Origin of the sequence: Massilia cellulosiltytica (assembly GCF_047325105.1) — a bacterium.
In the GTDB taxonomy this organism is placed as follows: domain Bacteria; phylum Pseudomonadota; class Gammaproteobacteria; order Burkholderiales; family Burkholderiaceae_D; genus Telluria; species Telluria orientalis.
In genome coordinates, this window is the sequence record NZ_CP168562.1 from 675,524 (window position 1) to 700,707 (window position 25,184).

The following is a 25,184-nucleotide window of genomic DNA, read 5'->3' on the forward strand; positions in this document are numbered from 1 at the left end:
AACCGAAACGGAACGGAACATGAAACCTCGCATCGCCCTGATCGCCCACGACAAGAAAAAAGACGACATGATCGCCCTCGCCGCCGAGTACGTGGATTTCCTGCGCGGCTGCACGCTGTCGGCCACCGGCACCACGGGCGGCCGCCTGATCAACGAGCTGGGCCTGGAAGTGACGCGCATGCATTCCGGTCCCGTCGGCGGCGACCTGCAGATCGGCGCCCAACTGGTCGAGGGCGAGATCGACTGCGTGATCTTCCTGCGCGACCCGATGACCCCGCAGCCGCACGAACCGGACATCAACGCGCTGGTCCGCGCCTGCGACGTGCACAACATCCCGTGCGCGACGAACGTGGCGAGCGCCCACCTGGTGCTGTCGCAACTGCAGTCGAAGGCCGACTGATTCCCCGGGGAGAACGGTCATGACGACGGCAAAGGCGATCCGCTTCGCGCGCACCGGCGAGCCCGAGGTGCTGGAATACGTCGACGTCGAGGTCGGTGATCCCGGCCCCGGCGAGGCGCGCGTGCGCAACCACGCGATCGGCGTGAATTTCATCGACACGTATTTCCGCTCGGGCCTGTACCCGCTCGACCTGCCGAACGGCCTCGGCCAGGAAGCGGCCGGCGTCGTCGAGGCGGTGGGCGAAGGCGTCACGCACGTCAAGCCGGGCGACCGCGTCGCGTACGCGGCCCGTCCGAACGGCGCCTACAGCCAGCTGCGCGTGATGCCGGCCGACGTGCTCGTGCACCTGCCGGACGCCATCTCGTTCGAGACGGGCGCCGCGATGATGCTGCAGGGCCTGACCGTGCAATACCTCCTCAAGCAGACCCATGCCGTGCAGCCGGGCGAGACGATCCTGTTCCACGCGGCGGCCGGCGGCGTCGGCCTGATCGCGTGCCAATGGGCGCGGGCGCTGGGCGTGAACCTCATCGGCACGGTGGGGTCAAACGAGAAAGCGGCGCTGGCGCGGCAGCGTGGGGCGGCGCATGTCATCAACTATCGTGACGAGGATGTCGTGCAGCGCGTATTGGAGATCACGAACGGCGCAAAGGTGCCGGTCGTCTACGATTCGATCGGCAAGGACATGTTCACGCGCTCGCTGGACTGCCTGCGGCCGCGCGGGCTGATGGTCAGCTTCGGCAATTCGTCGGGGCCGGTGCCGCCGTTCGCGCTGAATGAACTGGCATCGCGCGGCTCGCTGTACATCACGCGGCCCACGCTGCAGTCGTATGCGGCCACGCGCGCGCAGCGGGACGCGATGGCGGCCGACCTGTTCGACGTCGTGGCGAGCGGTAAAGTGAGCATCGACATCCACCAGCGTTTTCCCCTCGCCGACGCGGCCCAGGCCCACATCGCCCTCGAAGGGCGCCGCACGACGGGCAAGACCATTTTGCTGCCATGAGAGAATTTAGCGACGACAACGAACCGCCGATCGATCCGCAACCGGCGGCGGAACCGCACTTCGGGCGCCTGCTCGTGGTGCTGATGCTGGCGGTGCTCTTGATTGTGGGGATTACGTTCCTGTCCGAGGCGTATTTGGGCTAGGCCCGCGGCGCCAGAACGTCGTCCCTGCGAAGGCAGGGACCTAATTTTGCGTGAACGCACACGAAATTGGGCCCCCGCCTTCGCGGGGCCGACGGTAACAATCAACCGTTTTGCCGCGGCTCCTGCTTCAACTCGATCACGCGCGACCCGCCATTCGGCCCCGGGAACCCTTCGAACGCACTCTGCACGAGGGCCGGCATCACGACCGGCGTCGACATCTGCCGGCTCACGTTACGCACCGTGACGTCGAACAGCCGCTTGCCATCCGCGGCCGACGCGATCGACAGCTGCAACTGGCGGTGGTAGCGGTGTTCTTCCTGCACGTCATAGGCCGGCACCGGGCCCCAGAACGGATCGTAGAACGGGCTGTACCAGCCGCCCCAGTAGCGCCGGCGCCAGCCCATGTAGGCGAAGCGGGGCGAGTAGTAGGTCGGCGCGAAGGTCGGGTACAGCACCTGCGTGGGCACGTCGATGGTCGAGAAGCGCATCGACACCTTCAGCGCGGGCGACCCCTGCGCCTCGTGGAAGCCGAGGCGGGCGAGCTGGGCGCGCACGAGGTTTTCGTAGCTCTGCAGCTCCAGCGTGTTGTCCTGCGGCGGCGGCGTCTCGAACGCATAGCTCTTGTCGGGCAGCTGGGCGGGCCACTGGTTGAAGGTGGTGACGTCACTGCGGATCGTCGTCGCGCAGCCGCCCAGCAACAGGCTCAGCGATGCGACCGCCGTGATCATGGTACGTTTCATGACGAGCTCCATCTATTCGGTTCCCGATGTGTCGGGTTTCAATTCCTGTAATCGGTCTTGTTCAGGAGACCATATTATTCCTGATGCGTGTTGTACGTCGATACATTTACGCGTGGTTACTACCTGTACATGGCGATACATTCGAAAGGTACGGATCGTGGTGTAAAGCTGTTGGTAAAATAAGCATCCCACCAACGGCTTTGCGGACTCCCGACCATGCGCACCGATACGCCCCAGACTATCTACCGGAAGGATTACACTGCTCCCAGCTACCTGGTCGATACCGTTGAACTCGGCTTCGACCTCGACCCCGCCCGTACCGTCGTCGCCAACCGGATGACGGTGCGCCGCAACCCTGCCAGCGCGCAGCGCGAAATCGAGCTGTACGGCGAAGACATCGAACTGGTGACCTTGCGCCTGAACGGCCGCACGCTGGGCGAGGGCGATTACGTGATCGAAGGCACCCTGCTGCGCATCCCCAACGCCCCGGAAGAAGCGACGCTGGAAATCGAGACCATTTGCGTTCCGGAGAGCAATACTACCCTCAGCGGCCTGTACACGTCCAATGGCAGCTTCTATACGCAGTGCGAAGCCGAAGGTTTTCGTCGGATCACCTACTTTCCAGACCGCCCGGACGTGATGGCGCGCTTCACCGTCATGCTGCGCGCCGACAAGGACAAGTACCCGGTGCTGCTGTCGAACGGTAACCTGATCGAAGAAGGCGACCTCGACAATGGCCGCCACTACGCGCTGTGGGAAGACCCGTTCAAGAAACCGTCGTACCTGTTCGCCCTCGTCGCTGCGCGCCTCGTCTGCCAGGAAGAGAACTTCGAACTGGCCGACGGCCGCACCGCGCTGTTGCAGGTCTGGGTGGAAGAGGGCAATCTCGACAAGACGGACTACGCGATGCAATCGCTGAAGCACAGCATCCGCTGGGACGAGGAACGCTGGAACCTGGAACTCGACCTGGACCGCTTCATGATCGTCGCCGTGGGCGACTTCAACATGGGCGCGATGGAAAACAAGGGCCTGAACATCTTCAACACGAAGTTCGTGCTGGCCAATCCGCGCGTCGCGACGGACGTCGACTTCCAGGGCATCGAGGCCGTCGTCGGCCACGAATACTTCCACAACTGGACGGGCAACCGCGTCACCTGCCGCGACTGGTTCCAGCTGTCGCTGAAGGAAGGCCTGACCGTGTTCCGCGACCAGGAATTTTCGGCCGACATGATCGGCACGAACACGGGCCGCGCCGTCACCCGCATCGACCAGGTGCGCACCCTGCGCCAGGCCCAGTTTCCGGAAGACGCGGGCCCGATGGCCCACCCGGTCCGCCCCGACTCCTTTGTCGAGATCAATAATTTTTATACCGTCACCGTCTACGAGAAGGGCGCCGAGGTCGTGCGCATGTACCAGACCCTGCTGGGCCGCGACGGCTTCCGCAAGGGCATGGACCTGTACTTCCAGCGCCACGACGAGCAGGCCGTCACCTGCGACGATTTCCGCCTGGCGATGGCCGATGCCAACGGCCGCGACCTGACGCAGTTCGAGCGCTGGTACAGCCAGGCCGGCACGCCGGTCGTGCAGGCCGAGACGCGCTGGGACGAGCAGGCGCAGACGTACACGCTGCGCCTGATCCAGTCGTGCCCGTCGACGCCGGGCCAGCCGGAAAAGCTGCCGTTCCACATCCCGGTCGCCGTCGGCCTGCTGGGCCGCGACGGCCGCGACCTGCCGCTGACCGTGGATGGCAAGAACCTCGGCACGACGGCCGTGCTGGAGCTGACGGACAGCGACCAGACCTTCGTCTTCACGGGCGTGACGGAACAGCCGACGCCGTCGATCCTGCGCGACTTTTCCGCGCCCGTGATCCTGAAGCACGGCTACAGCGATGCCGAGCTGGTGCACCTGTTCAGCCACGACAGCGACCCCGTCAACCGCTGGGAAGCGGGCCAGCGCCTCGCGATGAGCCGCCTGCTGAAGCTGACCGGGCAGGTGGCCGGCGCCGGCAACGTCGTCGACAGGCTCGACCTGGACGACACGTTCGTCGACGCCATGCGCAAGATCCTCGTGGACGACACGCTCGATCCGTCCTTCCGCGAGCAGGCACTGCTGCTGCCGACGGAATCGATGATCGCCGACCAGCTGGACGTCGTCGACCCGCTCGCCATCCACCTGGCGCGCCAGTTCGTCCGCGCCGACATCGGCGCGCGCCTGCGCACCGAGCTGCTGGCCCAGTACGACGCCAACCAGACGCCGGGCGAGTACAGCCCGGACGCGGAATCGATCGGCAAGCGCGCCCTGAAAAACCTCGCGCTGGCCTATCTGAATGCCGCGCCGGACGAGGCCAGCCTGGCCCTCGCGCAAAAACAGTTCGACGGCGCCACGAACATGACGGACCGCGTGGCGGCCCTGTCGGCCCTCGTGCATGCGCGCGCGCCCGCGGCCGCCGATGCGCTGCAACGCTTCTACGACGAATTCCAGGGTGAAGCGCTGGTCGTGGACAAATGGTTCGCGATGCAGGCCGCGGCTCCGACCACGGACGTCGCTCGCGTACGCGAATTGATGACGCACAAGGCCTTCACCTTGAGGAACCCGAACCGTGCGCGCAGCCTGGTGTCTACCTTCTGTGCGGGCAATGCGGTGGGCTTCCACGCGCCAGACGGCAGCGGCTACGGGTTCTGGGCCGAGCAGGTGATCGCGCTGGACGCGCTGAACCCGCAGGTCGCCAGCCGCCTGGCCCGCGCGATGGACCGCTGGCGCCGCTACACGCCGGACCTGCAGGCCCACATGAAGCGGGCGCTGCAGCAGGTCGCGGGGCAGGCGAAGCTGTCGAACGACGTGCGCGAAGTGGTCAGCAAGGCCCTCGCCAACTAAGAATTCATTTACATAACCAAAGGAAGTCCATGAAACGTGTCAGCCTGACGCAATACCTCGTCGAGGAACAGCGTCTCCACAACAATATCCCGGCATCGCTGCGCCTCCTGATCGAGGTGGTGGCCCGCGCCTGCAAGACCATTTCCCACTCGGTCGGCAAGGGCGCGCTCGGCGACATCCTCGGCAGTGCGAACACGGAGAACATCCAGGGCGAGGTGCAGAAGAAGCTCGACGTGATCTCCAACGAGATCCTGCTCGAAGCCAATGAATGGGGTGGCCACCTGGCGGCGATGGCATCGGAAGAAATGGAATCCATCCACCCGATCCCGAACCGCTATCCGATGGGCGAATACATGCTGCTGTTCGATCCGCTGGACGGCTCGTCGAACATCGACGTCAACGTGTCCATCGGCACCATCTTCTCCGTGCTGAAGGCGCCGGAAGGCATGACGGCCCCGACCGAAGCCGACTTCATGCAGGCCGGCAGCCAGCAGGTCGCGGCCGGCTATGCCGTGTACGGCCCGCAGACGATGCTGGTGCTGACCACGGGCGCGGGCGTCAACTGCTTCACCCTGGACCGCGAGATGGGTTCGTGGGTGCTCACGCAGAAGGACCTGCAGATCCCGGAAGAGACGAAGGAATTCGCCATCAACATGTCGAACCAGCGCCACTGGCATCCGCCGGTCACGCGCTATGTCGATGAAATGTTGGCCGGCAAAACCGGTCCGCGCGGCAAGGATTTCAATATGCGCTGGATCGCCTCGATGGTGGCCGACGTGCACCGTATCCTGAACCGCGGCGGCATCTTCATGTATCCGGCCGACCAGCGCGACCCGTCGCAGCCGGGCAAGCTGCGCCTGATGTACGAAGCGAACCCGATGGCGTTCATCGTCGAGCAGGCGGGCGGCGCCGCGACGGACGGCCGCCAGCGCATCCTCGACATCGCGCCGCAGAAACTGCACCAGCGCGTGCCCGTGTTCCTGGGCTCAAAGAGCGAGGTGGAACGCGTGACGAGCTACCACCAGGAATAATTTTCAGCGTGCCCGCATAAAATTGCCGAGTCGGACTAGCAAGTTTGGGAAGTTGTTGTTAGAATGCGGGCTCCTTCGCGCTGCAGCTCATCTGATGAGCGAAGAACGCGAGACCTCGGGTCGCCAACAGTCTGATGGCAGGTAGTACGGACACAGGTTAAACGGTTGTTCCGGTTTAGCCGCTGTAGCTCAGTCGGTAGAGCAGCGCATTCGTAATGCGAAGGTCACCAGTTCGATTCCGGTCAGCGGCACCAAAATTCAGCAGTAAGATCAAAGGGTTACAGGCGAAAGCGTGTGACCCTTTTTTCTTTTTCGCAGCTCTTTCTTCGTTGTGTAACCCGGCGGCCGACTTCGTCGACGCGGCGCTCACGGCTGCCTGTACCGCAAAGCTTCCACGACCAGCGCGAATGCGGACGACGGTTGTCGCCGGCTCGGATAGTAGAGGTGGTAGCCTGGAAAGACGTTGCACCAGTCGTCGAGCACGCGGACGAGGTTGCCATCCGCGAGGTGGGCCTGCACCGTGTCTTCCAGCATGAAGGCCAGCCCGGCGCCCGCCAACGCGGCCTGCAGGACTTGCGGAAAACCGTTCAGGATCAGCGGCCCCTCGACGCGCACGTTCAGCGCGCGACCGTCCTTGCTGAAGTCCCACGGCAGCAAACCGCCATGCGTCGGCAGGCGCACGTTGATGCAATCGTGGCTCGTCAGGTCCTGCGGCTTCTCGGGACGTGCGTGTACGTCGAAATAGGACGGCGCCGCGACGACCGCCATCCGTACGTCGGGACCGATGCGCACGGCAATCATGTCCTTCGCCAGGTGTTCCCCGAGGCGTACGCCGGCGTCGAACCGCTGCTCGACGATGTCGATCATCCGGTAGTCGGTGTTGATTTCGAGCTGGATGTCGGGATAGCGGGCCAGTAGCGGCAGCAGCTTCGGCAACAGGATCGAACTGGCGGCGTGGTCCGAGGCCGTGATGCGGACCGGGCCGGCCGGCTTGTCGCGCAGCTCGCCCAGCGCAGCAAGATCGTCTTCGATCCCGTCGAGCCTTGGCCCGATGGCACCCAGCAGGCGCTCGCCGGCATCCGTCGGCGCCACCTTTCGCGTCGTACGCATCAAGAGGCGTATGCCCAGACGTTCTTCCAGCCCCCGGATCGTCTGGCTCAAGGCTGACTGCGATACGCCGAGCCGGGCCGCCGCCTTCGTGAAGCTGCCTTCGCGCGCAACGAGCACGAAAGCGCTCAGGTCATTGAGGTTCTCTTTCATGATTCATTAGCTCCGCTAATCAACGCATGCGGATTGTACCGGCTTATCAAGCAATGGCGGCGCCGGTACAGTGTCCGTATTGACTTACAGGGAGCAAACGATGGAACAGCGTGAACTGGGAAATAGCGGACTGCGCGTATCTGCGATCGGCCTCGGCTGCATGGGACTCAGTTATGGATATGGCCCGGCGACCGAACGTGGCGCCGCGATCGAACTGATGCGCACGGCGGTCGAACGCGGCGTGACCTTTTTCGATACCGCCGAAGCCTACGGACCGAACGAGGAGCTGGTCGGCGAGGCGCTGGCGCCGTTTCGCGAGCAGGTCGTGATCGCCACCAAGTTCGGCTTCCGCGACGGCGACCCTCATGCTGGCCTGGACAGCCGGCCGGAGCGCATCCGCGCGGTGGCCGAACAATCGCTCAAGCGCCTTAGGACCGACCGGATCGATCTGTTCTACCAGCATCGGCCCGATCCGAACGTGCCCATCGAGGACGTGGCCGGCACGGTGCGGGACTTGATCCGCGAGGGAAAGGTCAAGCATTTCGGCCTGTCGGAGGCCGGCGCGGCGACGATCCGCCGTGCGCATGCCGTACAGCCTGTGGCGGCATTACAAAGCGAGTATTCGATGTGGTGGCGCGAGCCGGAAGCGGAGATCCTGCCGCTGCTGGAAGAGCTGGGCATCGGCTTTGTCCCGTTCAGCCCTCTTGGCAAGGGCTTCCTGACCGGCGCGATTCAAGCGTCTACCCAATTCGACCCGACTGACTTCCGCAACACCGTGCCGCGCTTTGCGCAGGACGCGCGTGAAGCAAATCAGGTCCTGGTCGACCTTCTTGGCCGGATCGCCGGAGGCAAGGGCGCGACGCCCGCCCAGATCGCGCTGGCATGGCTGCTGGCGCAAAAGCCCTGGATTGTGCCGATTCCCGGCACTACGAAACTGCATCGGCTCGACGAGAACCTTGGCACTGCGTCGCTCCAATTGGCGCCCGACGAGTTGCGTGAGCTGACGGATGCGCTGTCCAGGATCGACGTGCAGGGTGCGCGCTACTCGGCCGATCGACAGAAGCTCGTCGGCAAGTGAAGGTGAGGCAAATTTAATGAATATGGAGAAGAGCATGAAACAACGACAACTCGGCGACAATCTGGAGGTCTCGGCAATCGGTCTGGGCTGCATGGGCCTGAGCTTCGGCCTCGGCCCGGCCACCGACAAAGGCGAGGCGATCAAAGTGATCCGCAGCGCCGTCGAGCGCGGCGTGACGCTGTTCGACACGGCCGAGGGCTATGGCCCTTTCGTCAACGAAGAACTGGTCGGTGAGGCGCTGCAGCCGGTGCGTAACCGAGTCCTGATTGCCACGAAGTTCGGTTTCAAGATCGACGACAACAAGCAGATCGTTGGTCTGGACAGCCGCCCCGGGCACATCCGCGACGTGGTCGAGGCCTCGCTCAAGCGCCTGCGTACGGATCGCATCGATTTGCTGTACCAGCACCGCGTCGACCCGAACGTGCCGATCGAGGACGTGGCCGGCACCGTCAAGGACCTGATCCGCGAGGGCAAGGTCAAGCATTTCGGCCTGTCCGAAGCCGGCATCGAGAACATCCGCCGCGCGCATGCGGTGCAGCCGGTCGCCGCCATCCAGAACCATTATTCGCTGTGGCAGCGCGAAGCAGAACATGGCGCGCTGGCCCTGTGCGAAAAACTCGGTATCGGCTTCGTCGCCTGGGGGCCATTGGGGCAGGGGTTCCTGACCGGGGCAATCACGCGCGACATGAAGTTCGATGATCCAAGTGACCTGCGCTCGACCTTCCCGCGCTTCACCAAGGAAGCATTGGAAGCGAATTTCGCCGTAGTGGACTTCTTGAAAGATCTGGCCGCGCGTAAAAATGCGACCCCCGCGCAGATCGCGTTGGCCTGGCTGCTCGCGCAAAAGCCGTTCATTGTGCCGATCCCTGGTGGCACGCAGATGGCGCACCTGGATGACAACCTGCCGGCAGCGGCGCTGCAACTGAGCGACAGCGACTTGCGCGACATCGACAAGGCGTTCGCCACCATCGACATCAAAGGGGCGCCACTGTCAGAGGCGCTCGACGCGGCAATCGTCCGCTAAGCGTTGCGTCTGGAATTCGATATGACCAAAGTTCTTATTCTGGGCGCCCATGGCCAGATCGCGCGCGTCGCCACAAACATGTTCCTTGCTGAATCCGACGCAGAGTTGACGTTGTACCTGCGCAATGTTCGACGATTGAACGGGATAGGCCATCCCGGCCGCGTGCGGGTGATCGAGGGCGATGTCATGGATGCCGAATCCCTGCGCACGGCCATGGACGGGCAGGACGTCGTCTACGCCAACCTGTCCGGCGACCTGGAAGGGCAGGCACGCCATATCGTCGCCGCCATGAAGGCCACGGGCGTCAGGCGTCTCATCTTCATCAGCTCGATGGGGATTTACGATGAAGTGCCAGGGCAGCGCTACGACAGCATCCTCGACCCGTACAGGAATGCGGCCAACGTCATCGAAAACTCGGGCCTCGACTATACGATCGTCCGGCCGGCATGGCTGAACAACAAAGATGAAATTGCGTATGGAACGACGCAAAAGGGCGAGCCGTTTGCCAATCCGGACGCCGTCGTCTCGCGCAAGAGCGTGGCCGATCTCGTCGTCAAGCTGGCGCTGACGCCACATGCCGAAATGCGCAGCAGCCTGGGGGTGCACAAGAATTGATGGCGGAAAACCCGCACAAATCCACCAACGCAGGAATCAACGATGCAACATGTAACGCTTAACAATGGCTTGCCGATGCCCATCCTGGGGTTCGGCGTTTTTCAGATTCCCGATGCAAGTGAATGCGAACGCACGGTGATCGATGCCATCGAGTCGGGCTACCGCCTGATCGATACAGCGGCCTCGTACATGAACGAGGCTGCGGTTGGGCAAGGCGTGCGGAACAGCGGCGTGGCGCGGAGCGAGCTGTTCATCACGAGCAAGCTCTGGGTTCAGGATGCGGGCTACGACCGCACGAAGGTCGCGATCGACCGGTCGCTGCAACGCCTGCGCATGGACTATCTCGACCTGTTTCTCATCCACCAGCCGTTCGGCGACGTGCATGGGTCATGGCGCGCCATGGAAGAGGCCCATCGAGCGGGCAAGCTACGGGCCATTGGCGTCAGCAATTCTCATCCGGACCGGCTGATGGACATCATCGCGTTCAATGAGATCGTGCCCGCCGTGAATCAAGTGGAAATCAATCCCTTTCACCAGCAACCCGAGGCGGCGGCTTTCATGCAGGCGCAGGGTGTTCAGGCGGAGGCATGGGCGCCGTTTGCGGAAGGGCGGAACAACCTGTTCGGGAATGGCGTGCTGACGACAATCGCTGCGCGGCATGGCAAGACGGTGGGGCAGGTCGTCCTGCGGTGGCTCGTCCAGCGCAATATCGTTGCCCTGGCCAAGACGGTACGTCGCGAGCGGATGGCGGAGAACCTGGCCATCTTCGACTTTGCGCTGAGCGACGAGGATATGCACGCCATCGAAGGGCTGGAAAACGGCACCAGCAGTTTTTTCTCCCACCGCGATCCGGACATCGTGAAGTGGATGAGCGAACGTCAATTGAATATTGATTGAGGAGAAGGCAATGCGAGAAGTCATCGTCGTGATCGGACCCGGATCGATCGGCCAGGCTATCGCCCGGCGTGTCAGCCTGGGCAAGCTCGTGCTGCTCGCCGACGTGCGCGCAGAGAACGCCGAAGCCGCCGCTAAAACCTTGAGCGAAGCAGGCTTCGACGTGAAGACGGCGCAGGTCGACGTATCGTCCCGCGCGTCCGTCCATGCGCTGGCCGGGCTGGCCGCTTCGCTCGGCACCGTCAAGGGCGTGATCCATGCGGCCGGCGTCTCGCCGACGCAGGCAGCGCCGGAGACGATCCTGAAGGTCGACCTGTACGGCACCGCCGTCGTGTTGGAAGAATTCGGGAACGTGATCGCGCCGGGCGGCTCGGCGGTCGTGATCGCATCGCAGTCGGGACATCGTCTGCCTGCGCTCACCGAGGCGCAGAACAAGGCGCTCGCCCTGACGCCGGCCGCCGACTTGCTGGCCCTGGACATGCTGCAACCGGACCGCATCACCGACCCGTTGCATGCGTACCAGGTGTCCAAGCGTGGCAATGCGTTGCGGGTCATGGCCGAGGCGGTCCGCTGGGGCAAGCGTGGTGCGCGCGTGAATGCCATCAGCCCGGGGATCATTTTCACGCCGCTGGCAAAGGACGAGTTCGCCGGTCCGCGTGGCCCGGGTTACCGGCGCATGATCGAGGGCTCTGCGGCAGGGCGCGTCGGCACGCCCGACGAGGTGGCGAATGTCGCGGCTCTGCTGATGGGGCCGGAAGGTGGATTCATCAGCGGCAGCGATTTCCTGATGGATGGTGGTGTGACGGCCGCTTACTGGTATGGGTGAGCCGGCGCCCCGATGAGTCAAGGCTATCGAAGATCTTCTGCAGTCAGTCCTGGTTGCACCATTTCGCCTGTTGTCAGCCCGCCTCAAGCTGTTTTTTATGCAAGGAATCAATGTTATATTGACGGGATGGCCAAGGATGAGACCGTCCGGTCTACCCCAGCTCCAGCCGATTTTCCGCCCGACCGGTTGCCATGCTCTTCAATTCCTTCACCTTCCTGTTCCTGTTCCTGCCCGTCACCGCCATCGGCTACTTTCTGCTGGCACGCCGGAGCCACGTCCAGGCTGCCGGTTGGCTGGCGCTCGCGTCGCTGACGTTCTATGGCTGGTGGAGCTATTACTACATTCCTCTGCTGCTGGGCTCCATCGTCTTCAACTACTGGATGGGGCAGCGCATCGGGCATGCGGCCGGTCCCGCGCGCAAGCGGTGGCTGACGGCGGCCGTGGCCACCGACCTGGGCCTGCTCGCCTATTACAAATACGCCGACTTCTTCATCTCGGGCGCGAACTGGCTGGCGCACGCCGACATCCCGCTGCTGCACGTCGTGCTGCCGATCGGTATTTCCTTCTTCACGTTCACGCAGATCGCCTATCTCGTCGACACCTACCAGGGCAAGGTCAAGGAAGCGCGCTTCCTGCACTACGTGCTGTTCATCACCTATTTCCCGCACCTGATCGCGGGCCCCGTGCTGCATCACGCGGAGATGATGCCGCAGTTCGACAAGCCCGCCAGCTACCGCTTTTCGTTCCAGAATGTCGCGGTCGGCCTCAGCATTTTCGCGATCGGCCTCGCCAAGAAAGTCCTCATCGCGGACAACCTGGCACCGCATGCCAACTTCCTGTTCGACAAGGCGGACATCTTCTCGCTCGCGAACGCGTGGGGCGGCGTGCTGGCGTACGCGTTCCAGCTGTACTTCGACTTTTCCGGCTACTCCGACATGGCGATCGGCATCTCGCTGATGTTCGGCATCCGCCTGCCGCTGAACTTCGATTCGCCCTATAAGGCCGCCAATATCGTCGACTTCTGGCGCCGCTGGCACATGACCCTGTCGCGCTTCCTGCGCGACTACCTGTACGTGCCGCTGGGCGGCAACCGCAAGGGACCCGTGCGCCGCTACGTCAACCTGCTGGCGACGATGCTGCTGGGCGGCCTGTGGCATGGCGCCGGCATGAACTTCGTCATCTGGGGCGCGCTGCACGGCATCTACCTCGTCATCAACCACGGCTGGAACGCGGTGGCGGACAGGCTGCGCCTGCCGCGCGGCCGCGCCTGGGCCGTGTTCAGCTGGGCGCTGACGTTCGCGGCCGTGTGCGTGGCGTGGGTGTTCTTCCGCGCCACCAGCTTCGACAAGGCGATGACGATCCTGCACGGCATGGCCGGCCTGGACGGCATCGGCCTGCCGGCGTCGATCGGCCAGCAGATCGGACCGCTGAAGGCGCTGCTCGAGCAATGGGGCGTGACGTTCTACCTGGGCGGCGGGTCGCGCTTCATCGAGACGTGGCAATGGGTCGTCATCGGCGGCTTCGTCGCGTTCTGCCTGCCCAATACCCAGCAGATCATGGGCCGCTACGAGGCGGCGCTCGGCACGATGGCCGGGCCGCGGCTGGCCGCCCGCTGGCAGCTCTGGCAGCCGTCGCGGCGCTGGAGCTTCTACATCGGGGCGATCCTGCTCGGCAGCCTGCTGTCGCTCAGCCGTCCCGCCGAATTCCTGTATTTCCAGTTCTGATGCGGGGCGCCCATGGAACAGATCCAACGCTATGACGACGACACCGGGGTGATGGCCGGCGCGGCCGCGCCGTCGGCGGCCGCGGTACAACCCCAGGCGTCCTACCGGCGCTTTACCGCGTGGTGCGGCGCGGTCGTCGGCGCCGGCGTGCTGCTGGTCACGGGCTTCGTGGCCGTCATCGACCCGTACCACCTGTACGGGTTCGTCGACAGTCCGAAACTGAACCACGTGAAGCCGCTGCCGGAACAGTACCGCGAGCAGATCAAGCTGGCCCAGGCCGCGGCCGTGCGGCCCGACCTGATCCTGCTGGGGAATTCGCGCGTCGAAGTCGGCCTCGATCCGGACAGCCCGCAGGTGAGCGCGCATGGCCGCACGGCCTACAATATGGGGCTGGCGGGCACGAGCCTGACCGTCTCCGAGCGCATGTACGCACGACTGCGCGGGAGCGCCGCGCCGGCCGCGATGGCCGTGATCGGCGTCGAGTTCCTGGACTTCCTCGTCAAGCCGGAAGAAACCCCGGCGCCGCCCGCGTCCGGAGCACCGTTGCCGTGGCAATGGCGGTTCGATACGCTGTTCTCGATCAAGTCCATGTCCGACGCGCTGCGCACCGTGCGCCTGCAGAAGGCGGCGGATCCGGAAACCATGACGGGGCGCGGCCAGACGCCGCTGCGCAACTACAACCAGTTCGCGCGCCAGGAAGGTTATTACGCGATCTTCCAGCAAAAGGCCGGGGACAACGCGAAGAACCTCGTGCGCAAGCCGCACAACCTGTTCGTTGCCGGCACGAACCGTTCGGAAAGCATCGATCGCCTGCGCACGCTGCTGGACACGATGGCGCGCGACCGCACCGAGGTGCACCTGGTGATCTACCCGTACCACGCGCAGCTGATGGCCATGTTCGAGGAAGCGGGCCTGCAATCCACGATGGACGACTGGAAGCAGTTGCTGGTGCGCGAGGCGGACGCCGTGCGCACCCGCTATCCGAATGCCCGCATCGACGTGTGGGACTTCAGCGGCTATGGCGGCATGCGCTGCGAACGCATCCCGGCCCCCGGCGACACGCGCACGGCGACGCGCTGGTACTGGGAATCCGGCCATTTCAAGTCGACCCTGGGCGAGCGCATCCTGCAGCGCATCCTCGGCGGCGAAACGGCGTTCGGCTTCCGCCTCGGCGCGGATACCTTGGCCGCCAACCGCCAGCGCATCGCCGCCGAGCGCGCGCAATGCGCCGGTGACTATCCGCAAGTCTTTGCCGGTGCGCGCGACCTGGTCGCGAACGCCCGCGCGTCCGCGCCCTGAGCGTCGCGCTCGCTTCCGTCCTGCGCTTTGTTATGCAGCGCACAGTCCGGATCGACTAAAAGTTATATTTTTTTTATTGAGACACCGCATTGCGTCGGTGTCGCTCCGACATCGCGCTTGGGCGCGACGTGAAGGACCGCCTATCGGTCGAACTTTTGAACGGATGCACGGTCAAGAAGATCGGTTATCTCCGCATTGGTCAAAAATCTTACAAGAGGAATTCATCATGGATAATCAGAAGTCGAGCGAAGCAAAAGGCAGCAACCTGGGTTTGAGCAACCAGGGCAAGGACAGCAATCTGCCGAACGCCAGCGGCTCGGGCAATATGGGCAGCACGGCCGGTTCGGGCAGCCTGAACAAGAGCAGCCAGCAGAACCAGGGCAAGGATCAGCAGAGCTCGACAACCGGCAGCAGCACCGGCGGCGCCACCGCGTCCAGCACCGGCGCCGTGGGCGGCACCAGCAATGCCGGCAACGCATCGTCGTCGGGTCCGGGTTCCATGGGGTCGATGAGCGCCTCTGGCTCCAGCGCCAGCGGCACGAACTCGAGCATCGGCGGCAGCTCGCTGGGTTCGAGCAGCAGCGGCAGCCAGAACAGCCAGAGCGCGAGCGCCGCCACCGGCTCGGGCGTGGGTGGCGATTCGAAGGACTTGGGCGCGCAAGTGAATGCCCGCGCACAGGATCTGCACCAATCGATCGACAAGGCTGCCGACGCCGCCCGTCCGATGGTCGACAAGGCCGTCAACAGCGTGCAGCCGGTCGTCGACCGCCTGGCATCCAGCGCCCACGCCGGCGTCGACAAGCTGCAGGGCGTGCTGAGCGGCGCCTCCCTGAACCTGGGCCAGCGCCAGCAACAGTTGACCGACGCCTACGGCCAGTGGAAGGAAGCCAGCTTCGAGTACGTGCGCCAGAAACCGGGCACCGCCATCGCCATCGCCGCGGCCGCCGGCTTCGTGCTGGCCAAGCTGCTGGGTGGCCGCAACCGCGACTATTAATTACACCGTCGTTCCCGTGCAATTACGCCGTCGTTCCCGCGCAAGCGGGAATCCATGCTGAGTGTCCTATCAAGCTCGGTATGGGTTCCCGCCTCCGCGGGAACGACGGAAGAAGGCCGCAAGCACCAACAACCCACCCCCCAACATCATCCACGCTCCCGGCTCCGGCACGGGCGGCGCCGGCGTGATGGTCAGCATCGTCCCCGCACCGAACAAGTAGTCATCGTCCACCGGGTAGTCGTGCCCGTAACTCGACCTGGCCACGTAGCGGTCGCCGCTCACGAACTCTTCCGTGTGATATTCCAGCTGCGTCGCCTCGTTGTCGCGCCAGCTCGCGGTGATGTCGAGGGCGTCGCTGGCGGGGCGGAAAGCAAATACGTCGAGCTGGCAATCATGGTCGACGGTCCCGCCGCCGCATCTGGCGAAGTCGCCGGACCACAGCCGCATGGTCATCCACAGCGAATCCAGCTCGGATTCATGGATGACGCCGTCCCCGTCGGCGTCCTCGCCGACGATCCTGCCCGTCACGGCCACGTCGGTGCGCAGCACGCCGGGATCGTGATAGTCGTAGAAGCCGCGGTATTCGAAGCCCCACGCCGACGGTGCGGCGTGGGCGGCGGTGCACAGCAGCAGGGCACTGCCCAGCAGGATTGGGATCGTCATCGCGCAAGGCTAGACCGATGGCGCCGCCTGCGGCGCCACCTTGCCTGCGTTCATTTCACTACGGTTTCCCGGCTCGGCACCGGCGGATGAGAATGCCGCCGCAGCCGCTTCGCCTGGCGTCCGAACCAGTGCTCGATGTCGTCGACATACGTGAACACGGCCGGCACCACCAGCAGGCTCAGCAAGGTCGACGTGATCAGGCCGCCGATCACCGCGACCGCCATCGGCGAGCGGAAGCTCGGATCGCCCGACAGGCCCAGCGCCAGCGGCAGCATGCCGGCGCCCATCGCGATCGTCGTCATGACGATCGGGCGGCTCCGCTTGTGGCAGGCGTCGACGAGCGCGTCGAAGCGGTTCATGCCGGCCTTGCGCGCGAGGATCGCGTAGTCGACGAGCAGGATCGAGTTCTTCGTCACGATCCCCATCAGCATGATCAGGCCGATCATCGTCGGCATCGACAGCGCGTTTCGCGTGAGCAGCAGCGCGACGAATGCGCCGCCGATCGACAGCGGCAGCGCCGCGAGGATCGTCACCGGCTGCAGGAAGTCCGTGAACAGCAACACCAGCACGCCGTAGATGCACAGCACGCCGATCAGCATCGCGAGGCCGAAGCTGGCGAACAGGTTCTGCATCTCCTGCGCGTCGCCCAGTTCCGCGATCGACACGTTCGGCGGCAGGTTCTTCAGCGCGGGCAGGGCGCGCGCTTCCGCGTTCACCTCGCCCAGCGAGCGGCCATTGAGCTCCACTTCCAGCGTCACGTTGCGGCTGCGGTTCAGGCGGTCGATCTGCGCCGGGCCGCTTTCCATCGTGATGGTCGCCACGTTCGCCAGCAGCACGGGGCCGTTCTTGCCGGGCACCGTCAGGCGGCCGATGGCGTCGAGGTCCGCGCGCACCGTGTCCGGCAGTTTCACGCGGATGGGTACCTGGCGCTCCGACACGTTCATCTTCGACAGCACCTGGTCGTAGTCGCCGGCGGTCGCCACGCGCACGGTCTCGCCGATGCTGGCGGCCGTCACGCCCAGGTCCGCGGCGCGCGCAAAATCGGGACGCACGATGATCTCCGGGCGCACGAGCGACGCGCTGGAACTGACGTTGCCGACGCCGTGCAGCGTGCGCAGTTCGCGCTCGGCGCGGCGGGCGGCGGCCGTCAGCGCGACCGGATCCTCGCTGCGCAGCACGAGCTGCATCTTGACGCCCGTGTCGGGCGGGCCGACCGTGAAGCGGGCGCCGGGGACGTCGGCCAGGCGCGCGCGCAGCGCCGATTCGACGGCCGACAGCTTTTCCTTGCGGTCCGCGCGCGCGACGGTGGTCACCGTCAGCACGGCGCGCCGCGCTTCGGCCGCCGCGCCGGGCGCGAACGCGTCGCCGCTGGAACCGCCGCCGATGGAGCTGAACACGCCCTTGACGTTCGGCGTGCCCATCGCCACCTGGCGCACGCGCTCCGCGACGGCGCGTGTCTCCGCCAGCGTGGAGCCGGGCGGCAGCTCGACGTTGATCTGCGTTTGCGCGCGGTCGGCGGGCGGCACGAAGCCGGTCGGCAGCAGCGGCACGAGCGAGATCGAGCCGACGAAGAACAGCGCGGCCGCGATCATCGTCAGGCCGCGGTGGCGCAGGCACCACTGCATCGTGCGCATGTAGCGGCGCATGATCGCGCCGTCGCGCTCCTCCGCGTGCGGCAGCGGTTTCAGGAGGTAGGCGGCCATCATCGGCGTCAGCAGGCGCGCGACGAGCAGCGACGCGAGGATCGCCAGCACGGCCGTCCAGCCGAACTGTTTGAAGAATTTGCCGGGGATGCCACTCATGAACGCGGTCGGCAGGAACACGGCGACGAGCGAGAACGTCGTCGCGATCACGGCCATGCCGATTTCGTCGGCCGCTTCCAGCGCGGCCTGCATCGGCGTTTTCCCCATGCGCAGGTGACGCGAGATGTTCTCGATCTCGACGATCGCATCGTCCACGAGCACGCCGACGACGAGCGCCAGCGACAGCAGCGTGACCATGTTCAGCGTGTAGCCGAACAGGTACTGGCCGAGGAACGCGGGAATCACGGACAGCGGCAGCGCGGCCGCCGCGACGAGCGTCGCGCGCCAGTCGCGCAGGAACCACCACACGACGAGCACCGCGAGCACGGCGCCTTCGTACAGCATTTCCATCGACGCGTCGAAATTGTCCTCGACGGGCGCCGCGTTGTCGATCGTTTCGCGCAGCACGACGTTGCCGTGCTTTTGCTGCAGCTCGGCGACGGCCTTGCGCACGCCGTTCGCGACGTCCATCTCGCCGGCGCCGCGCGTGCGGAAGATCTCGAAGGCGACGACCGGTTTGCCGTCCTGCTCGGCGATGGCGCGCGGTTCCGCGACCGTGTCGGACACCGCCGCGATCTCGTCCAGGCGCACGTGGCGGCCGTCCGGCAGCGGGATCTCCATGCGCGCCAGTTCCTGCGCCGTCTGCACGGTCGCCAGGGTGCGCACGGATTGCTCGGCGCCGCTGACGTCCCCGCGGCCGCCCGGTTCCTCGCGCTGCACGTTGCGCAGCAGGCGCGAGACGTCCAGCGCCGACACGCGCAGCGCGGCCATCTTTTGATCGTCGAGCTCCACGCGCACTTCGCGGTAGACGCCGCCCACGCGCTTGACCGCGCCGACGCCCGGCACGCTGAGCAGGCGCTTGGACACCGTGTTGTCGACGAACCAGCTCAGGTCGGGCGCGTCGAGCGCCGGCTTGCCGTGCGCGTCGGCCGCCTGCGCCGTGAACGTGAGCACGACGCGGCCCGCGGTCGTCGTCTTGGTCACGCTCGGGTCGCGCATCTCCGCGGGCAGGTCGGCGCGCACGCGCGAGACGGCGTCGCGCACGTCGTTGACGGCGTCCGACAGGTCTTTCTCGAGGATGAACTCGACGGTGATCGTGGCCACGCCGTCCAGCACGCGCGCATAGATGTTCTTGACGCCCTGGAGTGTCGCGACCGAGTCCTCGATCTTGCGCGCCACCTCCGTCTCCAGCTGCGCGGGGGCGGCGCCGTCGAGCGTGGCGACGACGGTGACGATGGGCAGTTCGATGTCCGGGAAGTCCTGCACCTTGTTCGCCTTGAACGCCAGGATACCGGCGAACGTGAGGAGGGCGAACAGCATGATCGCTGGGATCGGGTTGCGGATCGAGAGCGCGGAAAAATTCATGACCGCACCCTCAACGCGCCGCCAGCGTCGGCACGTTGCGTACCAGGTCGCCGTCGTTGAGGAAGCCGGCGCCGCTCGTGACGACCAGCGCGTCCGCGGGCAGGCCGTCCGTCACTTCGACGCGGTCGCCGAGGCGGCGGCCCGTCGTGACTTTCAACTGGCTCACGCGGCCGTCCGCATTCAGGCGGAATACGTACGCGAAGCCGTCGCGCACGGCGACGGCCTGCTGCGGCACCGTCAGCGCGGGAGACTCTCCCAGCGCGAACTGGCCGCTGGCGAACATGCCGGCCTTCAGCGGCGCATTGGCCGACAGCGCCGGCGGCAGGTCGACGTAGACGAGGGCGACGCGGCTCTGCGCATCGACGGTCGGCGCGACGGTGCGTACGCGGCCCTGCACCTTCGTGCCGCCGGCCGCCTGCACGACGGCCTTCTGGCCCGGCTTGACGCGCGGGAGCTCGGCGGCCGTCACCTCGGCGCGCCATTCCAGGCGGCCCTGGCGGATCATGCGGAACATCTCCGCGCCCACGCCGGCGACGGCGCCCACGGTGGCATTGCGCGCGGAAATCACGCCGGCATCCGGCGCCACGACCTTCGTGTACTTCAGGCGCAGCTGTTGCTGGGCCAGCGTCGCCTTCGCCGATGCGACGCGCGCGGCGGCGGTGCGCTCGGCCGTCATGTATTGCGTGATCTGCTGTTCGCTGAGCGCGCCCGAGCTTTGCAGGGCGCGCGCCCGCTTCGCATCGGCGCGGGCGGCGGACGCATTCGCCTCCGCTTCCTGGACGGCGGCTTTCGCCTGCGCGACGTCCGCCTCGACCGGCGCCGCATCGAACACGGCGAGCACCTCGCCCTTCTTGACGACGTCGCCCACGTTGACCTTCACCTCCTGCAAGCGCAGGCCGTTCGACTCGCTGCCGATCACCGCTTCCTGCCACGCGGCGACGTTGCCGTTGGCGGCGAAGCTGAGCGGCAGGCGTGACTGCTCCGGCTTCGCCGTCGTGACGGTCAGCGCGGGGCGCGGCGGCGCCGCCTTCTTGTCGTCGGCGGCATTGCTGGAGACGAGGACGCCCACGGTGCTGGCCAGGATGGCGGCGATGGAGACGGCGAGGGCGGGCCGGGACATGCGGCGGAGTTGGGCGGGAGTCATGGCGTTCAAAGTAGATGGATGCCGAAGCGTTTCAGCAGAAGGGCGAACAGGAGCAGGCTGGCCACCGTGATCGCGACCCCGGCGCCCAGCGCGGGCCAGAAGCCGAAGCGGTCCAGCAGCCAGGGGAAGGCGGCGAACATGGGGAGCGTCGGTACCACGTACCACAGCGTGTACCACGCGTGATTGGCGATCTTTTCCTGGGGCTGGCGCTCGACGTGCAGCCAGATCAGGGTCAGCACGGTCACGAGCGGCAGGGACGCGATCAGGCCGCCGAGGCGGTCGGAGCGCGCGGCAGCTTCCGACACCAGGACGACGACGGCGGCGGTGATGAGGTATTTCAGCACGATCCAGAGCATGGCGAAACCAGAAGTCAAACTGCGACAGTGTAACAAAGCACACTCGAGGACGCCTGTTCCGTATGGCCCCGGCTGTCATGTTCCGTTACAAATCCTTACCATTGAAACGTCGCGTCGATATTCCCGCTCATCCATTCGCGGTTTAATGGCAGTCAACATGAAGCTCAACACGATCCGACGCGCATCGCTTGCCCTGCTGGCCGCCGCCTTGATGGCGACGAATGCCGCATCGGCCGCTGATGCCGCATCTGCTCCGGAAGTACAGGCGCTGCACGTGCTGAACCGCCTCGCATACGGACCGCGTCCCGGCGACGTCGAGCGCGTGGCGCAGATGGGCGTGCAGCGCTGGATCGACCAGCAGCTGCACCCGGAGACGATCCCGCTGCCGGCCGACCTGGACGCACGCCTGGCGGCACTGGACACCGTGAATCGCAGCGCGGGCGCATCGCTGGCCGAGTTCCTGGAACTGCGGCGCGACGTGCGCATGGATGACGAGGGTGCGAAACAGCGCAGGCGCGAGACGCAGATGCGCGTGGCGCGCCAGGCCGCGGAAGCCCGGCTGCTGCGCGCCGTCGAGAGCCCGCGCCAGCTGGAAGAGGTCATGGTCGACTTCTGGTACAACCATTTCAACGTCTTCGCCGGCAAGGGCATCGCCCGCGCGCTGGTGACGAGCTACGAACGCGACGCGATCCGCCCGTACGCGCTGGGTTCCTTCCGTGCGCTGCTGGGCGCGACGGCGAAGCATCCGGCGATGCTGTTCTACCTCGATAACGTCGTGTCGTCGGCGCCGCGCCCGGATGCGAAAGGCAAGGCGCGGGGCCTGAACGAAAACTATGCGCGCGAACTGATGGAGCTGCACACGCTGGGCGCGGACGGCGGCTACACGCAGCGCGACGTGACGGAGCTGGCGCGCATGCTGACCGGGTGGACGTTCGACCAGAAGCGTCTCGCGCGCACGGGCGAGACATTCCGCTTCGACGCCGGCCGCCACGATGCCGGCGCCAAGACGTGGCTGGGCCGCGCGATCGCGCCGGCCGGCCAGCAGGAAGGGGAGTTTGCGCTGGACGTGCTGGCCATGCACCCCGCCACGGCGCGCCACGTGAGCCGCGAGCTGGCGCAGTACTTCGTCAGCGACGAGCCGCCACCAAGCCTCGTCGACCGCATGGCGGCCACGTGGCAGGCGTCGCAGGGCGATATCCGCGCCGTGCTGGCGACGCTGTTCGCGAGCCGCTAATTCATGGACGCGGGGAGCGTCGGCGCGAAGTTCAAGACGCCTTACCAGTTCGTGGTGTCGGCGGTGCGGGCGAGCGGTGTGCAGGTGGCGAACGTGGGGCCGCTCGTGAACACGATGAACCAGTTGGGCATGCCGTTGTACGGCTGCCAGACGCCGGACGGGTACAAGAACACGCAGGACGCGTGGCTGAACCCGGACGCGCTGACGCGGCGCATCGCCTTCGCGAGCGCGCTGGCGGGCGGCAGGCTGCCGCTGGCGACGGTGCCGGCCGATGCGCCGGCGGCGCCCCTCGATCCGGCCCGGCTGCAGGCGACGCTGGCCGGATCGATCGCGCCGCGCACGCTGGGCATCGTCCAGCGCAACCCGGACAACCTGCGGGCCGCCATGCTGCTCGGCAGCCCCGATTTCATGCAGCGCTGATTCCATCGGAGGATCTCATGCGACGCAGGCATTTTCTCAACGCGGTGGGCGCCGGCCTCCTGCTGCCTGTCGGCCGCAGCGCCTGGGCCGTGAGCGCAGCGGCCGCCGGCCCCACGAACAGGAAGCTCGTCGTCGTGATGCTGCGCGGCGCCGTCGACGGCCTGAACGTCGTGGCGCCCGTCGGCGACGAGAACTATCTGCGCCTGCGGCCTACGATCGGCCTCGCGGCACCCGGCATGGAGGGCGGGGCGCTGGACCTGGACGGCTACTTCGGCCTGCATCCCGCGCTGGCCAGCCTGCAGCCGCTGTGGGCCGCGCGCAAGCTCGCGTTCGTGCACGCCAGCGGTTCGCCGGACGCGACGCGTTCCCACTTCGACGCGCAGGACTACATGGAATCCGCGACGCCGGGCCGGAAGAACACGCCGGACGGCTGGATGAACCGTCTCGTGGCCGCGCTGCCCGGCCCGCAGTCGCCGAGCAGGCTGCTAGGCATCGGCCCCGTGCTGCCGCGCATCCTGTCCGGCCAGGCCGCGGCCGTGAACCTGCCGAACGTCGCCGCCGCCGCGCGCGCTGACCTGCTCGACCGGCCGGCCGTCAAGGCCGCGTTCGACGAGCTGTATGCGAACCACCCCCGCTTCGGGCGCGCGTACGCGGACGGGCGCGCGGCCCACCGCGAAGTCATGGGCGCCCTTGAGAGTCGCGAGATGCTGGCGGCCGACCGCGGCGCGCCGCTGCCGAACGGTTTCCCCGACGATGCCGCCCGCCTGGCGGGCCTGATGCGCAACGATCCGAAGATCCAGCTGGCGTTCGTCGCGCTGGGCGGCTGGGACACGCACGCGAACCAGGGCGCCGCGACCGGCCAGCTCGCGAACCGTCTCGCACCGCTGGGGCAGGGCCTGGCCGTGCTGGCCGAGCGCCTTGGTCCATTGTTCGACGACACGGTGGTTGTCGTGATGTCGGAATTCGGCCGCACGGCACGCGAGAACGGCAACGGCGGCACCGACCATGGTCATGGCAATGCGATGTGGGTCATGGGCGGCAAGGTGCGCGGCGGTAGGGTTTATGGCGACTGGGAAGGCGTCGGCGACGCGAAACTGAACGAGGGCCGCGATTTGCCGGTCTTTACCGACTTTCGTTCGGTGTTAGCGCAAATATCGGAAGAACATTTAATGTTAGGCGACAAGCGTCTGGAACAGGTCTTTCCCGCAATGCCGCAAAAACGTGCTGGATTCCGTATCGTTGGTGCATAAGTCTCTACTCTAGAGGCCGCCCTCTACATATAGTAGTTCTACCGTATTGCGGTGCACAAAAATTAGGACTATAGTTGTACCTGTCTCCTCCAGTTTTTCTCCGAAAACCTGGATTCAGCCCGCACCGCAAGGTCGCGGGCTTTTTTTTTATCAGAAATTGTCCGACGCTAACATTTGTAGACGCATGCGATGCGGCATGCCTTTCTTTTGTTCAGTCGGGGACGCGCGGCGCAAACGGCCGCGCGGAGGGCAGTCTCAGGCGCCGGTCGTTGCGGCGTCGTCGCCCTGGAAGGCGCCGGCGCGCCAGGTCAGCACGAGCGTGTCGCGGTGACCATCGGCGCCGATGGGCTGGATCGGCGTCGATTCGTGGATGACGGACGCGTCGTCCAGCAGCAGCAGCGTCCACGGTTCCGTCATCGTGAAGCGCTGGCCTTTCGGGCCGTTCGCCTCGAACACGCGCGTCTCGCCACCCTTGATGTTCGCGCGCCCGATCAGGATGACGGCAACGAAGTCGACGCCGTCGCGGTGCGCGCCTTCGGGCGTGGGGCGGCCGATGCCGTCGGCGGTATCGATGCGGAACTGGTGCGCCTCGACGTACCAGGTCTGCCGGCCTTTCACCTGCGAGCACACGGCGCCCAGCGCGCGCAGCAGCTTGGGCCAGGCCGGCTGCTCGACGGTGGACGGCTCGATGGGCACGAACAGGCGGTGCATGCCGCCGTGCAGGGCGTTGTACTCGACCGGCTGCCAGTGCGCGCGGTGCGGGCTCTGCGTGAGGGTCGCGCCGCTGTCGACGAAGCACGAATGCCGGCGCCGGCGATAGCGGCCGCCGTCCTTCAGGTAGTTGTCGAGTTCCAGGCGGTCCCAGCTCGGCGCCAGCGCCGCCAGCTCAGCGAGCGAACAGCCGGCCAGTTGCGCCACGTCGGCCGGACGCAGCAGCGCATAGCCGTCGCCGCGCAGCGCGTCGGCGATGCGGGCCGGATCGGTATAAGGTGGTTGCGGTGTTGTCATCCCGGTAGCCTAGCACTTTTTGCAGGCGGCCGTGCCGGCC

21 protein-coding genes, 1 tRNA gene and 1 pseudogene are annotated in these 25,184 nt (G+C 66.0%); 16 read left to right on the forward strand and 7 right to left on the reverse strand.

What is annotated here, in order from left to right; translation table 11 throughout:
* The first annotated feature begins 19 nt into the window (after nt 1-19).
* Genes ACEN9H_RS03035 through ACEN9H_RS03045 form a run of 3 tightly spaced genes read left to right on the forward strand, consistent with a single transcriptional unit; the run spans nt 20 to nt 1,543 of the window.
* Nucleotides 20-400 (forward strand): methylglyoxal synthase, encoded by a 381-nt coding sequence (locus tag ACEN9H_RS03035; protein WP_056130395.1) that lies wholly within the window; start codon nt 20-22, stop codon nt 398-400.
* Nucleotides 401-419: 19 nt separating this feature from the next.
* Nucleotides 420-1,400: a quinone oxidoreductase family protein gene (locus ACEN9H_RS03040; RefSeq protein ID WP_413673730.1), complete on the forward strand. Its 981-nt coding sequence runs from the start codon at nt 420-422 to the stop codon at nt 1,398-1,400.
* Nucleotides 1,397-1,543 carry a hypothetical protein gene (locus ACEN9H_RS03045; protein WP_413673731.1) on the forward strand — a complete coding sequence of 49 codons (147 nt, stop codon included), beginning with the start codon at nt 1,397-1,399 and terminating at the stop codon, nt 1,541-1,543. The genes ACEN9H_RS03040 and ACEN9H_RS03045 overlap by 4 nt, the downstream gene beginning before the upstream one ends.
* Nucleotides 1,544-1,644: 101 nt before the next feature.
* Here the strand turns inward: ACEN9H_RS03045 and ACEN9H_RS03050 are convergent, their stop codons facing one another.
* Nucleotides 1,645-2,283, reverse strand: coding sequence for a DUF4136 domain-containing protein (locus tag ACEN9H_RS03050; RefSeq protein ID WP_056130917.1), 639 nt, complete (start codon nt 2,281-2,283; stop codon nt 1,645-1,647).
* A 216-nt stretch (nt 2,284-2,499) separates the two neighbouring features.
* On the opposite strand from ACEN9H_RS03050, the gene pepN reads away from it, so the two are divergent.
* From pepN to ACEN9H_RS03065, 3 genes are all read left to right on the forward strand, one after another.
* Nucleotides 2,500-5,157: an aminopeptidase N gene (gene pepN / locus ACEN9H_RS03055; protein ID WP_413673732.1), complete on the forward strand. Its 2,658-nt coding sequence runs from the start codon at nt 2,500-2,502 to the stop codon at nt 5,155-5,157.
* A 29-nt stretch (nt 5,158-5,186) separates the two neighbouring features.
* A complete protein-coding gene (locus ACEN9H_RS03060; RefSeq protein WP_413673733.1) occupies nt 5,187-6,188 on the forward strand; it encodes a class 1 fructose-bisphosphatase in 1,002 nt (333 codons plus the stop codon).
* A 178-nt stretch (nt 6,189-6,366) separates the two neighbouring features.
* Nucleotides 6,367-6,442, forward strand: a tRNA-Thr gene (locus ACEN9H_RS03065).
* Between the two features lie 112 nt (nt 6,443-6,554).
* Here the strand turns inward: ACEN9H_RS03065 and ACEN9H_RS03070 are convergent.
* Nucleotides 6,555-7,448: a LysR family transcriptional regulator gene (locus ACEN9H_RS03070; RefSeq protein WP_413673734.1), complete on the reverse strand. Its 894-nt coding sequence runs from the start codon at nt 7,446-7,448 to the stop codon at nt 6,555-6,557.
* Between the two features lie 100 nt (nt 7,449-7,548).
* Here ACEN9H_RS03070 and ACEN9H_RS03075 point away from each other — a divergent pair, with 100 nt between their 5' ends.
* The 8 genes from ACEN9H_RS03075 to ACEN9H_RS03110 all read left to right on the forward strand — a co-directional run bounded on the left by ACEN9H_RS03075 (nt 7,549) and on the right by ACEN9H_RS03110 (nt 15,902).
* Nucleotides 7,549-8,526: an aldo/keto reductase gene (locus ACEN9H_RS03075; protein WP_413673735.1), complete on the forward strand. Its 978-nt coding sequence runs from the start codon at nt 7,549-7,551 to the stop codon at nt 8,524-8,526.
* 34 nt (nt 8,527-8,560) lie between these two features.
* A complete protein-coding gene (locus ACEN9H_RS03080; RefSeq protein ID WP_413673736.1) occupies nt 8,561-9,550 on the forward strand; it encodes an aldo/keto reductase in 990 nt (329 codons plus the stop codon).
* 21 nt (nt 9,551-9,571) lie between these two features.
* Nucleotides 9,572-10,165 carry an NAD(P)H-binding protein gene (locus ACEN9H_RS03085; RefSeq protein ID WP_413673737.1) on the forward strand — a complete coding sequence of 198 codons (594 nt, stop codon included), beginning with the start codon at nt 9,572-9,574 and terminating at the stop codon, nt 10,163-10,165.
* Between the two features lie 42 nt (nt 10,166-10,207).
* The gene (locus tag ACEN9H_RS03090) at nt 10,208-11,062 is read left to right on the forward strand and encodes an aldo/keto reductase (RefSeq protein WP_413673738.1); all 855 of its coding nucleotides are present in this window, start codon (nt 10,208-10,210) and stop codon (nt 11,060-11,062) included.
* A gap of 10 nt (nt 11,063-11,072) precedes the next feature.
* Nucleotides 11,073-11,885, forward strand: coding sequence for an SDR family oxidoreductase (locus tag ACEN9H_RS03095; RefSeq protein ID WP_413673739.1), 813 nt, complete (start codon nt 11,073-11,075; stop codon nt 11,883-11,885).
* A gap of 191 nt (nt 11,886-12,076) precedes the next feature.
* Nucleotides 12,077-13,609: an MBOAT family O-acyltransferase gene (locus ACEN9H_RS03100; protein ID WP_413673740.1), complete on the forward strand. Its 1,533-nt coding sequence runs from the start codon at nt 12,077-12,079 to the stop codon at nt 13,607-13,609.
* 12 nt (nt 13,610-13,621) lie between these two features.
* Nucleotides 13,622-14,908, forward strand: coding sequence for a hypothetical protein (locus ACEN9H_RS03105; protein WP_413673741.1), 1,287 nt, complete (start codon nt 13,622-13,624; stop codon nt 14,906-14,908).
* Nucleotides 14,909-15,134: 226 nt separating this feature from the next.
* The gene (locus ACEN9H_RS03110) at nt 15,135-15,902 is read left to right on the forward strand and encodes a hypothetical protein (RefSeq protein ID WP_413673742.1); all 768 of its coding nucleotides are present in this window, start codon (nt 15,135-15,137) and stop codon (nt 15,900-15,902) included.
* Between the two features lie 69 nt (nt 15,903-15,971).
* On the opposite strand, the gene ACEN9H_RS03115 is transcribed toward ACEN9H_RS03110, so the two are convergent.
* The 4 genes from ACEN9H_RS03115 to ACEN9H_RS03130 are packed head-to-tail and all read right to left on the reverse strand — an operon-like array spanning nt 15,972 to nt 21,232.
* Nucleotides 15,972-16,565: a PEP-CTERM sorting domain-containing protein gene (locus ACEN9H_RS03115; RefSeq protein WP_413673743.1), complete on the reverse strand. Its 594-nt coding sequence runs from the start codon at nt 16,563-16,565 to the stop codon at nt 15,972-15,974.
* A gap of 50 nt (nt 16,566-16,615) precedes the next feature.
* Nucleotides 16,616-19,732, reverse strand: a complete 3,117-nt coding sequence (locus ACEN9H_RS03120) for an efflux RND transporter permease subunit (protein WP_413673744.1) — start codon at nt 19,730-19,732, stop codon at nt 16,616-16,618.
* Between the two features lie 10 nt (nt 19,733-19,742).
* On the reverse strand, nt 19,743-20,876 hold the full coding sequence (locus ACEN9H_RS03125; RefSeq protein ID WP_413673745.1) for an efflux RND transporter periplasmic adaptor subunit: 1,134 nt from the start codon (nt 20,874-20,876) through the stop codon (nt 19,743-19,745).
* Nucleotides 20,877-20,881: 5 nt separating this feature from the next.
* Nucleotides 20,882-21,232, reverse strand: coding sequence for a DUF3147 family protein (locus tag ACEN9H_RS03130; RefSeq protein ID WP_413673746.1), 351 nt, complete (start codon nt 21,230-21,232; stop codon nt 20,882-20,884).
* A 211-nt stretch (nt 21,233-21,443) separates the two neighbouring features.
* On the opposite strand from ACEN9H_RS03130, the pseudogene ACEN9H_RS03135 reads away from it, so the two are divergent.
* Nucleotides 21,444-22,886, forward strand: a pseudogene (locus ACEN9H_RS03135) (DUF1800 domain-containing protein).
* Nucleotides 22,887-22,903: 17 nt separating this feature from the next.
* A complete protein-coding gene (locus ACEN9H_RS03140; protein ID WP_413673747.1) occupies nt 22,904-24,136 on the forward strand; it encodes a DUF1501 domain-containing protein in 1,233 nt (410 codons plus the stop codon).
* A gap of 255 nt (nt 24,137-24,391) precedes the next feature.
* On the opposite strand, the gene ACEN9H_RS03145 is transcribed toward ACEN9H_RS03140, so the two are convergent.
* Nucleotides 24,392-25,144 carry a 2OG-Fe dioxygenase family protein gene (locus ACEN9H_RS03145; protein WP_413673748.1) on the reverse strand — a complete coding sequence of 251 codons (753 nt, stop codon included), beginning with the start codon at nt 25,142-25,144 and terminating at the stop codon, nt 24,392-24,394.
* Nucleotides 25,145-25,184 lie beyond the last annotated feature (40 nt).

Bases quoted from the DNA above. Each gene is read 5' to 3' on its own strand.
- ACEN9H_RS03035 (WP_056130395.1), top strand. From the start codon at position 20: ATGAAACCTCGCATCGCCCTGATCGCCCACGACAAGAAAAAAGACGAC.
- ACEN9H_RS03040 (WP_413673730.1), top strand. From the start codon at position 420: ATGACGACGGCAAAGGCGATCCGCTTCGCGCGCACCGGCGAGCCCGAG.
- ACEN9H_RS03045 (WP_413673731.1), top strand. From the start codon at position 1,397: ATGAGAGAATTTAGCGACGACAACGAACCGCCGATCGATCCGCAACCG.
- ACEN9H_RS03050 (WP_056130917.1), bottom strand. From the start codon at position 2,283: ATGAAACGTACCATGATCACGGCGGTCGCATCGCTGAGCCTGTTGCTG.
- pepN (WP_413673732.1), top strand. From the start codon at position 2,500: ATGCGCACCGATACGCCCCAGACTATCTACCGGAAGGATTACACTGCT.
- ACEN9H_RS03060 (WP_413673733.1), top strand. From the start codon at position 5,187: ATGAAACGTGTCAGCCTGACGCAATACCTCGTCGAGGAACAGCGTCTC.
- ACEN9H_RS03070 (WP_413673734.1), bottom strand. From the start codon at position 7,448: ATGAAAGAGAACCTCAATGACCTGAGCGCTTTCGTGCTCGTTGCGCGC.
- ACEN9H_RS03075 (WP_413673735.1), top strand. From the start codon at position 7,549: ATGGAACAGCGTGAACTGGGAAATAGCGGACTGCGCGTATCTGCGATC.
- ACEN9H_RS03080 (WP_413673736.1), top strand. From the start codon at position 8,561: ATGAAACAACGACAACTCGGCGACAATCTGGAGGTCTCGGCAATCGGT.
- ACEN9H_RS03085 (WP_413673737.1), top strand. From the start codon at position 9,572: ATGACCAAAGTTCTTATTCTGGGCGCCCATGGCCAGATCGCGCGCGTC.
- ACEN9H_RS03090 (WP_413673738.1), top strand. From the start codon at position 10,208: ATGCAACATGTAACGCTTAACAATGGCTTGCCGATGCCCATCCTGGGG.
- ACEN9H_RS03095 (WP_413673739.1), top strand. From the start codon at position 11,073: ATGCGAGAAGTCATCGTCGTGATCGGACCCGGATCGATCGGCCAGGCT.
- ACEN9H_RS03100 (WP_413673740.1), top strand. From the start codon at position 12,077: ATGCTCTTCAATTCCTTCACCTTCCTGTTCCTGTTCCTGCCCGTCACC.
- ACEN9H_RS03105 (WP_413673741.1), top strand. From the start codon at position 13,622: ATGGAACAGATCCAACGCTATGACGACGACACCGGGGTGATGGCCGGC.
- ACEN9H_RS03110 (WP_413673742.1), top strand. From the start codon at position 15,135: ATGGATAATCAGAAGTCGAGCGAAGCAAAAGGCAGCAACCTGGGTTTG.
- ACEN9H_RS03115 (WP_413673743.1), bottom strand. From the start codon at position 16,565: ATGACGATCCCAATCCTGCTGGGCAGTGCCCTGCTGCTGTGCACCGCC.
- ACEN9H_RS03120 (WP_413673744.1), bottom strand. From the start codon at position 19,732: ATGAATTTTTCCGCGCTCTCGATCCGCAACCCGATCCCAGCGATCATG.
- ACEN9H_RS03125 (WP_413673745.1), bottom strand. From the start codon at position 20,876: ATGACTCCCGCCCAACTCCGCCGCATGTCCCGGCCCGCCCTCGCCGTC.
- ACEN9H_RS03130 (WP_413673746.1), bottom strand. From the start codon at position 21,232: ATGCTCTGGATCGTGCTGAAATACCTCATCACCGCCGCCGTCGTCGTC.
- ACEN9H_RS03140 (WP_413673747.1), top strand. From the start codon at position 22,904: ATGCGACGCAGGCATTTTCTCAACGCGGTGGGCGCCGGCCTCCTGCTG.
- ACEN9H_RS03145 (WP_413673748.1), bottom strand. From the start codon at position 25,144: ATGACAACACCGCAACCACCTTATACCGATCCGGCCCGCATCGCCGAC.